Source organism: Bacteroidales bacterium (assembly GCA_018334875.1).
Taxonomy (GTDB): Bacteria; Bacteroidota; Bacteroidia; order Bacteroidales; family UBA12077; genus JAGXLC01.
The window spans coordinates 1-14,588 of the sequence record JAGXLC010000086.1 but is presented as its reverse complement, the minus strand read 5'-3'; the positions used below and the strand labels follow the sequence as shown (position 1 = coordinate 14,588).

The following is a 14,588-nucleotide window of genomic DNA, read 5'->3' as shown; positions in this document are numbered from 1 at the left end:
TTACGTGCATATTTGCCATAATTGATGTTGATCTCATTTTTTGTCCCCTTTGTTCGGGTAACTCCTATTATAGAGCGTCTTACATCTACCAAATCGGATTCATCCACCAGGAGATAATCGGTATTTACGTAAGAACCCGTTAAAGGTCGCATAGGGTAGCCTGAACCCTGGAGGGCTATTTGGTCTTCCTCAACTGTTCCATACCTATAATCAGCGCCGGCTGCAATGGCAATATCCCCGTTTCCCGTAGCATCAATGACCACTTTCCCGAGCACCACTCCGCGAGCTTCGGGAGTAGCGACTACTACACCCTTAGCATGGTTTTCCTGCATATAAGCCCCACAACTAATAACGCCAAACCATATTTCTCCGCCTGCTTTGCGAATTTCTTTGCGGTACCACTCCATTTTGGGCTCAATGCTTTTTTCCGGGAAAGGTACTTCACTCGCAAACCCTATTTTTTCTCCGTGATAAGGTTTTCCAATAAGTCCTACGGTCCCGGTCCCTCCCAAACCTTCCTGGTATTCCATTATAAGAACCCGCTCTCCCCTGCGGGTGGCAGCAATGGCAGAGGCTGCACCTGCAGTACCACCTCCGGCCACAACCACATCATATTCGCCAAAAACTGGCAGGCTCCGGGAAGGACTGCGAACGTGAGAAAGGTTTTTATCAATAGCGCGAAGGCCGGTAAGTATCTCTTTAGTGTCGCCCTTTACAGTGGGGTCGGGATGATTATTTCTTAACTCTACCTCATTAATCTGGGATAAATTGTTAGCTTCCCGTGCGGCTGACTTCCCAATTTTTTCTCCTGTTTCTGTCAGTGCTGCGGGCTCAAGCAAAGATTGAGCCTTTGACCTGGGTATATCTGCAGCTCCACTTAGTAGGTAGAAATATTTAATTCCTTCCGGTTTAAAATGGTCTATACTGATATTTTCCGAATCATCCCATTCTTCTTTCTTCTTCTGACACACAATCGGTTCAGGAGGAATACAGAACAAACGCTCTGAAGCTCTCCACTGACCTTTTTTGTATGTTGTGTCTCTGGCAATTTGCTCAGCCCGGGCAAAAGAAGAAAAGTGAAGATCAGGCATGGAAATGTCTGTATTGTATTCAACAGGCTTTCCTTCATAATTATTATCCTGCGGAGATTCAATCACTGTTCTTTGAAAATTGAGTTTTGATCCTTTCCGCAAGCGTGATTTAACTCCTGTCATCCGGCAAACCCATGCCCGGTCGGTAGCATCGATTATTACTTTGGATTTCACCGCTTGTCGGCCCGATCGATTAGCCATCACGATACCGGCTGGTTTTTCCTTTTGTTCCCAAAGTATATCCGTAACATATGAACCGAAAACATATTTGATCTTGGCCTCCTCCAGTGTCTGAATAAGAATGTCCTTTACTTTGGTGGGAGTGGTTTGATATTCTGAGCCAAACAATTGTTTTTCCAGATCAGTTTTAAGTGTTCTGTCTTTGTCAATTTTCAGGCGTAATGTGGAACAAATATCTTCACCCAGATAAAGTCGCGGAGCAACCAGAAAAACAGTAGCTCCGTTCCGGGAGGCTTTGGAAGCAGCAGCTACTGCAGCGGTTGATCCTCCTACAACTACGATATCCACTGAATCAATCAGGGGGATATTTCGTTCTGATTCCTGGCAAAAGCGGGCTACAGATAAGCCATCTTTTTTGTTCCTGCAATTGACAGCAAAAAAAGGCTGACAACCAATCAGGGTACCTCCCAGGGCCAGAGTTTTTATAAATTTTCGTCTTTTCATTAAAATATATTAAATTGTTCTATAAACCTTTTAATTAATGGGTCTAAAACACTGGTCTTCAGAATCTTTGTTCCTTATCCTCTTTAATCTCCTATAATAATTGAGAAAAAGCGTATTAAGCTATTTCTACTTTACCATTTTCATCCTTTCTCCAATACACCCCTCGCATGCCTTGCATAATGTCCCCTCAGGTCATTGGCATATTCGCTGAGTATCTGTTCTCCCAGTCCGTTTTGATCACCACAACGATAAAGCGCCCGAGCCAGGAACAGTTCCTTAAGGGTTCTGTTTCTGACCCCGGTTTCTCCATAATGGGATTCAATGGATCTTACTTTTTTGGAGGCAAATACAGCTTCTTCATAGTTCGTTACAGTATATCCCCTGATACCAGGCATATTGAGAAGCTGTGTAAGTACCGGCACAGACCGCCGGCTTCCTATGGTCTCGCAGGCCTCGGCAATGGTACGGAAATGGGAAAAAGCGCTTAACATAGTCAGATCTTCGGCCTTTCTGTGGATGGCCGGCAGCGCCTCTTCTTTCCGGCACCTGCCAAGGGCCATGATCAGACCGTCCAGGCGACTGGACGAGGCCCCGAATTGGCCCATACCTGTGTAATGCCACCCTTCATCCCAGTCATTATACCCGTCAACGGCATCTTTTAATATCTGCCAGCCGTCAGGATAGCCATAAACACCCAGCACATACGCGTAAACAGTCTGGTCCTCTTTGCTTTCAGATTGGTCGAGCTTTTCCCTGAGAAAGGGAAGTGATCTTTCAAAATCCCAGGACACAATTTCCAGCCCTTTGAAATCCTGAGGCAGGGTATCGACAGCTTCCTTTATCTTTTCCCGCGAGGGTGGATAATTGTCTTTTGCTTCCAGCATCCTTTCGGGGAGGTTACCCATTTCTACCAGTTTTTTCTGTACAGGACGAATATCGGTTTCCCGGAATTTTTTACCGGTTCGCAGGGCCCTGGCGCATAGCAAACCCACAGCATACCCCTGGTTCTGGAGGCAGGGCTGCATGCGTATCACCGGCATGGCATCGCGGTGAGCGCTTGTTCCCAGCCCGGTGACCAGTATGTTTTCCAGACCTTTAGGCAACATAGCCCTTAGCGGAACCTCGGCAAACACGTCAATCCCGGATCCTTCCGGGGGCCTGAGTGTAAAAAACGGATCAATGGTGAAACCGTGCGTATCGAAAGAGCTTTTGTGATACGATAAGGTATCGGGGTAGGTGCGGTTGTTGTAAACATCCAGCACGGAGATCCGGTAATCGCCTACGATCCTCCTGCGTTCCCGGGTCTGGGGCAGCTTGCCAATGTCAAAGGCTTTCCGGAACTTTTCCCTTCCGGCAAGAAACGTGCGGGTCACATCAAATACATCGGAATCGTTGATGAAGGTCCAGTCGGTATTGTTGTAATAATCATCGGGATTGAAATGAGGCAAGCCGGCACCCTGGATGGCCACGGTTTCGGCGCCGGTATAGTCGTATCCTGCTCCTGCTGCAATGGCGATATCGCCACTGCCGGAGGAATCCACTACCTTGTCGGCAAGCACAACACCCTTGCCTTGCGGAGTGGCAACCACCAATCCTTTCACGGTTTTATCCTCCACCACTGCCCCGCAGCCTAGGGCACCAAACCAGATGTCGCCGCCGGCTTTTCTTATTTCTTTTCGGAACCATTCCATCTTCCAGTCTCTGACCCATTCATCTTCCCGCTCTTTCCTTCGGGGATGGCCTTCTCCACCCATGGCTTTCACCTCGCGGTCAATCTCCTCTGTAAAGCCCTTCCGGTAGCCATGGTAATATCTGCCGATAAGACCCATGGTGCAAGTACCACCAAGACCATGAAGGTATTCCACCAGAAGGGTCTTCACCCCTTCACGGGCGGCACTGATGGCAGCCGGGGCACCCGAAGCGCCCCCGCCCATTACCACCACTTCATACCTGCCAATGACCGGTATGTGCTCGTCTTTTATAAGGAGACGGTCAAAGTAATGCTGGGGTCGCATCTCGTCCTGATGCTGGGTTATTATAGAAGTAGTTGAAGGGTATTGCTTCTGTAGGGGATCAATTCTTCCCCTGGTAATCTGCCTTGCTTCTCTGGCTGCTTGTTTACCAATACGTCGTCCCATAAGCAGCATATTGGAAGGCACCAGAAGCTTTTCTGCTGCTTTCCTGCTGATATCTGCACAAACGCCAAGCACATATATTCCTTTATACCCTTTGGGTTGGAAACAACCCAGCGAAACACCGGAAATATCTGCCGTATTATCACCATGCCGCTTCATACCTTCAATATGATCCGGCGGGATCTGAAACAGCATATCGCTCGCATCCACCTGTTCGGCATCCCAGGTGATGTCACGTGCTTTCTGCTCAGCTTTGGCAAAAGAAGCAAAGCTGTCATCTTTCATGGAAAGATTGAGCCGGTAACGCAGGGCATGATAGGAGTTACCGTTATGTTTTACCGGGGGATTCAGTTTTTCATATGAATACCCGGATTTAGGGTTATTCCCCAGTACTGTAAAGTCAAAGGCTTGTTCTCCTGAAGGATATTCAGTAAACGGTGCTCCCAAAATCCTCGCAGCGGTTGCTCTTTCTGTAGCATCAATCACCATCGGGGCTTTCACGACCTGCTCACCGGACCTGTTGGCAAAAACCACACCGGCCGGATTGCCGGCCGAATCCAGGAGGATATTCGAAACATAGCTGCTCAATATAAAAGGTATATCTTGTTCCAGAAGGACATCTTCCAGACCTTTTTTGATGTCGTTGGGAGTATGGAATCCCTGGTGGAAGAGCCTGGACTCCAGCTCCGTCTTACCCGAGGGCTCAATATCCCAAAAACGATAGGTGGCACAAATATCTCTTCCCAGATAAGGATCACCACAAACGAGAAAAACCTGTGCCCCGTTTTTTGAAGCGGCTTCAGCAGCAGCCACCCCGGCGGAGGAACCACCCAGGACCACCACGTCCGCCTCATCAATGATGGGCAATTCACACTCCGGTCTTCGTACATACAGCTCATCGCCTTCCTTTGGTGGCTTGCCTGCAAAAGATTTTATGGAATAAAAACCGGTAAGACTGATAAATGCTGTTCCCAGTGATACGTTTTTAATGAATTCGCGTCGTTTCATAGATCTGCTCATTGAATGTTTTGTTATTTTTTAATATATCAATTTATTAAGTGATTTAAAGAGGCGTAGGGCAAAGAGCAAAGGGCTTGGAGCAAAGAGCTCAGAGCAGGAAATTGTCCCGGGTCTCAGCCTTTGATTTACCAAATGATTTAATTTGTACATATCTCAAATTGAATCAATTATTTGGTTGGATACTTGAATCGATTCAGGGATTTAAGATAATGAATTTACAGCAATAAAAAAACAAACCGGGAGGAATGTTATCCCTCCTTCCAGCTATCCACTATAAACTGATTGTTCCGGATCTTTACGTAATACAATTCATCAAATCGATATACGCACGTGGGTGTTAAAAAACCGCTCCGTATAAAAAGTTGATTTGCCCGTCGCCTGAATACCTGTAAAGATAATCGCTTCCATACAGCCACCTTTCATTCCACAATTTTATTCTCCAAAATATACATCTCATCGGCATCATCCCATTCACCGGTATGGCCAACCGCAAACACATCCATTTCTCTGTCAAAATCAGAATCCGCGCATTCCAATTCTATATTTTATGATTTGTAAATTAATTGACCGAACTGACAGAAAACAATAATCATATACAACTTCTTCATCAGTTGACTAGCATAAATATACCATTTATATTCTGTTAAACAAACAGTTTAAGATGTAGTTGAAGCAATACGAGCGGTAAACTCCGCCGGTAATATCGCCGGAAAACAATGCAGATTGTCCTAGGAACGCGAATTCGCTTCCATCTTTAGTAAGTAAGTCGCGTAGCGACGGAATTATGGTAGCCTTATGATCACAGATAACAACAGAAGTCGCGTAGCGACGTCACCATCATGAAAAATTCAGGAGATTGCTGTAGAAAAATTTTTTCTCTCGGGCAGAAAAATTTTGTTTTCGCAGCAAAAAGAAAATATTGATGGTAACTATTTTCTGCTCATGCATACAAGTTAAAAGAATTGGTTTCTAAAGATAGAAATTTAAAATTATACGAAACGAATATAAAATCAGAACAATTGTTAACCGGTAACCGAATATGGGAGAATGTTATTTATATTGGCATAAAAAACGGACGCTCACAATTGATAGAAATTAGGATTTCCAGTTTATCTGGGTTAGGTAATTCCAAATTCCTTATGCCTGCTTTTTAAATTCCTGCTTACTTCCTGATGGTCCTGTTCTTTGACAAATTCCACCATCAGGTTTCTTGAAAGCAGAATCTTCGGACTGATGGCCAGTTTAAGCATCTCCCCATAAACTGCTTTTTTGGCAGCACGATCATAATCCCGGTTTTTCCTCATATTTTTTTGGTAAGCCAACCAGTTTGAAAACAGGATAAAAGGGTAAAACAAGGGGAAGAAAACCAAGGAGGAAGGTTTAATATGAGTAACATATACTTTTTTTACCTTAAAGCCAGCCAGTTTGGCAAGTACCCGCAGCTTCTGAATGCCTATGAGAAACAGATGACCAAAATAAATCTCGCTGGTTATCTCCTGTTGTGACATCCAAATGCTATCCAGTTCATTGGGCGGCATTTTTGAACCCGAGCGCTCGCTTTCCCCCAGCAAATAGCTTAGTCTAGCACGTATGCTGGAATAATTCGGCGTGGTGATGAGCAACATCCCCCGCTCTTTTAATACGCGGTTGAATTCCTTCAAAGCTTCAAACTGATCGCTGAAATGCTCAATCCCTTCCTGGCAGATAAAACCCTCTGCAGATTTGTCTTCCAGGGGTATTCCCTTTTTGACGTTTGCCCTTTCACATTCCATGTTTTCCACATCAAAATATTCCGGAAATAAATCAAAAGCCAGGGGTTCGGCCCCGATCTCTTTCAGCAGCCTTGAAGTGACCCCGTTGCCGGCAGGAAAATCCACAATTCTTTTGCCCTGAAAACGTCCCTGGTTATTCAGCAAGAACCGCTTTACATAATATTTGATGCTTTTGGGGTTGTCTTCATGCTTCATTATTCGGGGATTTATACGAATTTATTTTTCAAAACACGTTGGATTTGTCTTTAAAAATACTCACTTTTGTTATTAAGAAGGGCGCTGTATATTTCTGCCTCGAAAATACACAAAATAATAAATCCTGCCTTATGAAAAGAAATGTCTGTCAAAAAATTCAGCATGCAATGCTTGTTGTGGCCATCATCCCAATGTTATCCGGGGGATGTCAGAAGCCATCTCCGGAGGCCGGCTGGCCTGAGATCAACAATGAAACCAAACCCTGGACCCGTTGGTGGTGGCAGGGTAACAGCCTCCAGTCGGAAACCCTGCCCCAGGTAATGACAAAATATCATCAGGCCGGACTCGGAGGTCTCGAGATAACTCCCATTTATGGAGTTAAGGGTTACGAAGACCAATTTGTGGACTACCTTTCCCCAAAATGGATGGGTTTGCTTAACCAAACCCTAAATATTGCCGACTCACTGAATTTGGGAATAGATATGGCCAACACCTCTGGCTGGCCTTTTGGCGGGCCCTGGATCGGTCCAAGACATGCCTGCAAACGTTTGGTATATAAAAAATATCATTTTACCGGTGATCAGGATATCCGGCAAAAGATCATCTATGAACAAAAACCCCTTGCCAGGGCGGTACGCAAAAACCCGGACATTAGTGATATCCGGTATCCGGTAAGCAAGACCGACAGCCTTCAGCAACTTGCACTGGCACAGGTCCGGTTTCCCGGCAAGCTGCCTTTGGTATGCCTGATGGCTTACTCAAACAGCGAAGATATCGTAAATATCACCGATCAGGTGAACGAAAACGGGAAACTTATCTGGCAAGTTCCTCCCGGTGAATGGGATGTTTATGCAGTTTTTCAGGGCTGGCACGGAAAGATGGTGGAAAGGGCTTCACCCGGAGGAGAAGGGAATGTGATCGATCATTTCTCTGAAGCGGCATTAAAGCAACATTTACATGCCTTCGATACAGCCTTTTCGGGAGAAGATATCCAATCCATCCGCGCTTTTTTCAACGATTCGTATGAAGTCGATGACGCCCTTGGAGAATCAAACTTCACTCCGGAATTTTTTGAGGCTTTCCAACAACGACGGGGTTATGACCTGCGAAAACATTTACCGGCACTTTTCGGAGAAACATCAAAAGAAAAACATCAAAGGGTATTATGCGATTACCGGGAAACCATTTCGGAACTCCTTCTGGAAAAATTTACCCGGCCCTGGAAAAATTGGGCCCATGAAAATAATGCCCTCATCAGAAACCAGGCGCATGGCTCTCCTGCTAATATACTTGACCTGTACGGTGCAAGCGATATACCCGAAACAGAAGGCACTGACCTGATGCGCATTAAATTTGCTTCATCCGCGGCTCATCTGACAGGAAAAAATTTAACCTCAGCCGAAGCCTGTACATGGCTGGATGAACATTTTCAGGCTACATTAGGTGACGTTAAGAAGAATATTGACCGGTATCTGCTTGGAGGGGTCAATCACATTGTTTACCACGGTACTCCATACTCCCCTCCTGACGAACAATGGCCCGGCTGGCTGTTTTACGCAGCCGTGCATTTCGGACCGACCAATCCTTTCTGGCACGATTTCCCGGCACTCAATCATTATGTAACGCGTTGCCAGTCATTTCTTCAAACTGGAAAACCCGACAACGACCTGTTGGTATACTTTCCGGTTTATGACAGATGGTCTCACCTCTCAGACCGGCTACTGGAACATTTTGATGGTGGCGCTGAAGGCACTTCAGCCCGTGAACTTGGAATAAAACTTCACAACCAGGGATATACCTTTGATTTTGTCTCTGATCGTCAGATCACCACACTTTCCTTCAAAAATGAGCAGATAACAGCACAGGATAGCCGCTATCAGGCAATAGTGGTCCCCCAAACTGAATACATGCCTATTGAAACGATCCAGCATCTGTATGATCTGGCAAACAAAGGCGCCAAAATCATATTTGCCGGTACAATGCCTGGCGATGTTCCCGGGTTTGGCAATCTCGAAAAACGGCAGGAGCAATACCGGGAATTCAAAACAAAACCTGACTTTTCCTCTTTAGATAATGACATAGACAAGGCCGGGGCAGGTAAAGGAGCTTTCTTTAAAGGAAAACCGGTAAATGAAATTCTCACTGCCACAGGTGTTCAACCTGAACCGATGGTAAAAGACAGTTTGTGGTTTATCCGGCGAAAACAGCCTCACGGCCACACCTACTTCATTTTAAACAGAAGCAGCAAAAAGGTCGATCAATGGGTCCAATTAAAAAAAGATGCCTCATCAGTTGTTCTGTATAATCCGATGAATGACCGGTACGGAAAAGCCGCAACCCGAAAAGACGGCTCCGTTTATTTTCAGCTCAGGCCCGGAGAATCCTGTATTCTTGAAACATACGACAAGGCGGCGGTCAGTGCAGATAATTATCCCTATTGGGAAAAAGCAGGTGATTCCATGTCAATCAAGAAAAACTGGAAGGTCAGCTTTGAGGATGGAGGCCCCCAAATGCCCCCAAGGTTAGAAACGAAACAACTAAAATCCTGGACCGAGATGGGCGGAGATTTATATAAAAGGTTTTCCGGCACCGCATCCTATACCATTATTCTGGATGCCTCTGAAATACCGGATGCAGATGCGTGGATGCTCGATCTCGGAAAGGTCGGTGAAAGTGCTGAAGTGCATTGGAATGGGAAAAAACTGGGAACGACTATACATCCTCCCCACCATCTGGTAGTAAATGAGCACCGGATTGAAAAAAACAATACCCTGGAGATCAGAGTAAGTAATCTGATGGCCAACAGGATTGCCTATATGGACAGGGAAGGCGTATACTGGAAAAAATTCTATAACATCAACTTTCCGGCAAGAAAACCTGAAAACAGAGACGACGACGGTCTGTTTACCGCAGAGGAATGGGAACCTTTCGGGTCCGGCCTGATGGGTCAGGTAAGTTTAACCCCGCTACAACGTAAAACGTTTTCTTCCAATACAAAATAAGTTGTATGTAAAATATTTTATTAAATGTTTGGTCGGCTTTAAAATTATTTCTACTTTTACACCCACAAAACAGAAAAGGCTCATGCGGCAAAGTCATACAAATATTTCCTTTTTTTATTTCTTCTTTTATTTTGGAAGATAAGGGGATTATTTGTATAGATTGCAAACAGATAAGATACAAATAATCCCGGAGAAATTCGGGATTATTTTTTTGTAAATCATTAAAATCAGGAACTATGCGCATCCACATCTTTACATTTTTCTTTTACGGCTTTTTTAACAACTACTTTTATTTTTTTATAGAGTAAAGGGATGGATATTATAGAATTTGAAGAACAATCTATAATTGAAATCCCGAGGAGATCCCGCGGGATTTTTTTTGGCAGTTAACCGATAGAATACGAAATATAAATTAAACGATGAGAAAATGAAACAGGTGACTACAAAACCATTACGGGTGGCCATTCAGGGTGGTTACGGAGCTTTCCACGAAATTGCCGCATTGCATTACTTTGAAAAGGACAATGTCGATATAGTACCGGGTCAAACTTTCAGCCAGTTGCTTAAGAATCTGGCGAATCAGCATGCAGACTATGGCATCATGGCCATCGAAAATATGGTGGCAGGCAGCATCATACCCAACTATAAGCTTCTTAAAGATTCCAATATGAAAATAATCGGTGAGATCTACCTGCGTATTAAGCAAAATCTGGTAGCACTACCCGGTCAGACGATCGATGACATCAAAGAAGTCTACTCCCATTCCATGGCGCTGCTACAATGCCAGGATTTCTTCGAACAGCATCCGAACATCCGTTATATTGAAAGCCCTGATACAGCATTAAGCGCCAAACATATTAGAGACAATGAATTAAAAGGTGTTGGTGCCATATCCAGTGAACAGGCAGCAGTACGATATGACCTTGAGGTTATCAAAGCGGGTATAGAAAGCAATAAGAAGAACTATACCCGCTTTTTAATTTTAAAGGACCGCAACGGAGATGATGAGGAAGAAAAAAATGTCAACAAATCTTCCCTGACCTTTGCCCTGGCCCATAAAATCGGCAGCCTGTCAAAAGTATTGTCCATCTTCTCGTTCCATCACATCAATCTTTCTAAGATCCAATCGTTGCCTATTATTGGCAAGGATTGGGAATACCAGTTTTATGTGGATGTGGAATTCGACGATTACGAAAGTTATCAGCAGGCCCTGAGCGCTGTTACGCCGTTTACAAGCGGACTGGAAATTCTGGGAGAATACAAACGCGGAAAATCCATCATGTAAAGGGGGATAAATTATGATTATCGATCCGGCAGACCGATTGCACACTGTTAAAGAATACTATTTCTCCAAAAAGCTTAAGGAGATCGCCCGGATGCGCGCAGATGGCAAGCCGGTGCTGAATCTCGGCATCGGAAGCCCCGACCGGCCACCCTCAGAAGAAGTGATTCAAACCCTTCAACGGGAAGCAGAAAAGGATCATGCACATGGATACAAGGGGTATGTCGGCTTACCGGAGCTCCGCAATGCTTTTTCGGAATGGTATAAACGGTATTATAACGTAATACTCGATCCGGACAAAGAAATCTTACCGCTGATCGGCTCCAAGGAAGGAATCCTATACATCTCCATGGCTTTCCTCAACCCTGGTGACGGAGTACTGATCCCGGACCCCGGATATCCTACCTACCAGGCCGTGTCCCAACTTATGCAGGCCGATATTCTGACCTATGATCTGGATGAGCAAAACAACTGGGCGCCCGACTTTGAAAAACTGGAACAAAGGGATCTCAGCAATGTCAAGCTGATGTGGGTCAATTATCCCAACATGCCAACAGGAGCAACGGCTTCAGCGGATTTGTTCGCCAAACTGGTTGAATTTGGCCGCAAACATCATATTCTGATATGTAACGACAATCCCTACAGCTTCATCCTGAATGAAAACCCCCGAAGCATCCTGGAAGCAGACGGTGCAAAGGAGGTGGCCATTGAGCTCAATTCGCTTAGCAAATCCCACAATATGGCCGGCTGGCGTGTAGGTATGCTTGGCGGCAAAGATGAATACATTCAAACCGTGCAAAAAGTGAACTCGAATGTGCATTCAGGAATGTTTTACGCGGTACAGCAGGCTGCCGTTACAGCCTTGCAGCTACCGGATGAATGGTACCGGGAGCTGAACAGCATGTATCAAAAGCGACGTACCATCGTCCGGGAGATCTTTGATCTGTTAAACTGCAACTATTCCAAAGATGCCACCGGACTGTTCGTATGGGCCAAAATACCTGATGAGGCAGAAGATGCGGAAACATTATCTGAAGAAATACTGCACCAGGCCAATGTGTTCATCACACCAGGCTTTATTTTCGGGGAAAACGGCAAAAGATACCTGCGCATTTCTCTGTGCAGCAATGAAAACGATTTACAGGAAGCAAAATCACGAATTCATCAAACGATAAACTAAATAGCTATGGCAGAAAAACTGAATTTAGAGCCTTTTACTTTACCAGGCTTGAATACGGAGCGACCCCTGGTCATTTCCGGACCTTGCAGTGCCGAAACCGAAGAGCAGGTATTGGACACAGCAAAAAAACTTGCTAAAAACGGAGTTCAAATCTTTCGTGCAGGGATATGGAAACCTCGTACAAGACCGTCGGGCTTCGAAGGCCACGGTTCAAAAGCCCTGAAGTGGCTGCAGAAAGCCAAGGAGGAAACCGGTATGTATATGGCTACGGAAGTAGCCAATGTAAAACACGTATATGAAGCCCTGAAATACGGGGTGGACATTTTATGGATAGGAGCGCGGACTTCAGCCAACCCTTTTGCGGTACAGGAAATAGCCGATGCCCTCAAGGGAGTGGATATTCCCATCATGGTTAAAAACCCGATCAACCCGGATGTTAACCTGTGGCTTGGTGCCATCGAACGCATCAACCATGCCGGAATTACCAAGCTGGCAGCCATTCACAGGGGTTTCTCGAGCTATGAAAGTTCCATCTACAGAAATCCACCGCAATGGGAAATACCTATTGAATTGAAGCGAAAGGCACCCGAGCTTCCCATTATAACAGATCCCAGCCATATCTGCGGTAATTGGGAGAATCTGTTTGATATCTCACAGAAAGCCATGGACCTCAATTTCGAAGGGCTGATCATTGAATCGCACCACAATCCTGAAGAAGCCTGGAGCGATGCCAAACAGCAGATCACTCCCGAAGAGCTGAAATCCATGCTGGACAAGCTTGTGCTCAGAAACGAAGAACTGAATAAGGATCAGCAGGCCACCATCGAGGAACTCCGTGTACAGATAGACAAATATGACGACATGGTTCTGGATATCTTTGAAAAACGGATGAAAGTAGCTGAACAAATCGGGCGGTACAAAAAGGAAAACGACATCACCATCCTGCAGACCAAACGCTGGGATGAAATTCTGAACAAACGCATCAAGCAGGGTGAGATGAAGAACCTTTCCCCCCATTTCATTACGAAAATCTTCAGGGCCATTCACCAGGAGTCCATTAGCCATCAGGAAAAGATCATGAGCCAGGTGGAAAAGGAGATGCAGGAAAGAAAGAATGCATGAATAAGGCTAAGACCGAGGAGAAGAGTAATGAGTAGTGAGTAATGAGTAGTGAGTAAAGACAGTAGGCAGCGTTGTAGCTACAGGCATTGCAGTAGAGACGCAAGGCTTGCGTCTCGGGATTCGGGAACGACAGCACGACTGCACGACTGCACGACAGCGCGAAAGAACAATGGAACGAGAAGAGGAGAAGACGGGAAATGATGAGTAGTAGTGAGTTTTGAGTAGTGTAGCTAAAGGCACAGCAGTAGAGACGCAATGTTTGCGTCTCGGGGTTCGGGAACGACAGCCCGCTGGCACGAAAGCACAAAAGCACGACGGCACAAAAAAACGATGGAACGAAGGAACGAGAAGACGGGAATACGGGAAGTGAGTAGAGACATGCCGTGGCGTGTCTCCTCGGCTGGAAGGAAGGAAGATGAGTAGTGAGTTTTGAGTAGTGAGTTTTGACAGGTAAAGACAGTAGGCAGTGGACAGTAGATAGTGGACAGTAGATAGTAGGCAGCAGTAGGCAGCGATGTAGCTACAGGCAAGTAGAGACGCAAGGCTTGCGTCTCGGGATTCGGGAACGACAGCACGACTGCACGATGGCGCAAAAGAACAATGGCAAGAAAGAACAATAGGTTAGAAGATTGTAGAGGAGCAACAATGCTACGAAATGAAATAAAACTAAGAGCAGTAGCTTTAGCTACAACCAACCCGGGACACGGGACACGAGACCCGGGACAGTCGCCCTGGGCTCTGCACTCCAAGCCCTTTGCTTTATTCAATCATTTATTTATTCGTGCACTTGTCCCGTCTGAAAGCGGGATTCGTGGCCATATTTCACCCCTTCAGACATTCAATCATAAAATCAGCTCAATAAAAATAATGTAAACACAACACATAAATTAAATCATAACAAAACAGAAAAGCCATACTATGAAAATACTTGTTCTCGGTGCCGGCAATATGGGTGCATGGTTTGTAGAATCCCTGTGTCTGGAGCACGAAGTCGGCGTTTTTGATATCAACAAGAAAAAGCTAAGGTACTTTTTCCACGCACACCGGTTTATCACTTATGAAGAAATCCGGGAATTCGATCCCGAGCTGTTGATCAACGCGGTAA

9 protein-coding genes are annotated in these 14,588 nt (G+C 45.4%); 6 read left to right on the top strand and 3 right to left on the bottom strand.

Annotated elements, in window-relative coordinates:
- The 3 genes from KGY70_09105 to KGY70_09095 form a co-directional block, all read right to left on the bottom strand.
- The coding region (locus KGY70_09105; protein MBS3775333.1) for an FAD-dependent oxidoreductase at positions 1-1,775 on the bottom strand (1,775 nt) is incomplete at its 3' end.
- 140 nt (positions 1,776-1,915) lie between these two features.
- Positions 1,916-4,918 carry an FAD-dependent oxidoreductase gene (locus KGY70_09100; protein MBS3775332.1) on the bottom strand — a complete coding sequence of 1,001 codons (3,003 nt, stop codon included), beginning with the start codon at positions 4,916-4,918 and terminating at the stop codon, positions 1,916-1,918.
- Positions 4,919-6,048: 1,130 nt separating this feature from the next.
- Positions 6,049-6,897, bottom strand: a complete 849-nt coding sequence (locus KGY70_09095; protein ID MBS3775331.1) for a methyltransferase domain-containing protein — start codon at positions 6,895-6,897, stop codon at positions 6,049-6,051.
- 131 nt (positions 6,898-7,028) lie between these two features.
- Here KGY70_09095 and KGY70_09090 point away from each other — a divergent pair, with 131 nt between their 5' ends.
- The 6 genes from KGY70_09090 to KGY70_09065 form a co-directional block, all read left to right on the top strand.
- On the top strand, positions 7,029-9,899 hold the full coding sequence (locus KGY70_09090; protein ID MBS3775330.1) for a glycoside hydrolase family 2 protein: 2,871 nt from the start codon (positions 7,029-7,031) through the stop codon (positions 9,897-9,899).
- Positions 9,900-10,326: 427 nt separating this feature from the next.
- Positions 10,327-11,184: a prephenate dehydratase gene (locus tag KGY70_09085; protein ID MBS3775329.1), complete on the top strand. Its 858-nt coding sequence runs from the start codon at positions 10,327-10,329 to the stop codon at positions 11,182-11,184.
- Positions 11,185-11,197: 13 nt separating this feature from the next.
- On the top strand, positions 11,198-12,361 hold the full coding sequence (locus KGY70_09080; GenBank protein ID MBS3775328.1) for an aminotransferase class I/II-fold pyridoxal phosphate-dependent enzyme: 1,164 nt from the start codon (positions 11,198-11,200) through the stop codon (positions 12,359-12,361).
- 6 nt (positions 12,362-12,367) lie between these two features.
- The gene (locus KGY70_09075) at positions 12,368-13,483 is read left to right on the top strand and encodes a bifunctional 3-deoxy-7-phosphoheptulonate synthase/chorismate mutase type II (protein ID MBS3775327.1); all 1,116 of its coding nucleotides are present in this window, start codon (positions 12,368-12,370) and stop codon (positions 13,481-13,483) included.
- Positions 13,484-13,700: 217 nt separating this feature from the next.
- Positions 13,701-13,853, top strand: a complete 153-nt coding sequence (locus KGY70_09070) for a hypothetical protein (protein ID MBS3775326.1) — start codon at positions 13,701-13,703, stop codon at positions 13,851-13,853.
- A 548-nt stretch (positions 13,854-14,401) separates the two neighbouring features.
- Positions 14,402-14,588 (top strand): prephenate dehydrogenase/arogenate dehydrogenase family protein (locus KGY70_09065; protein ID MBS3775325.1); only part of this gene is annotated, 187 nt, incomplete at its 3' end.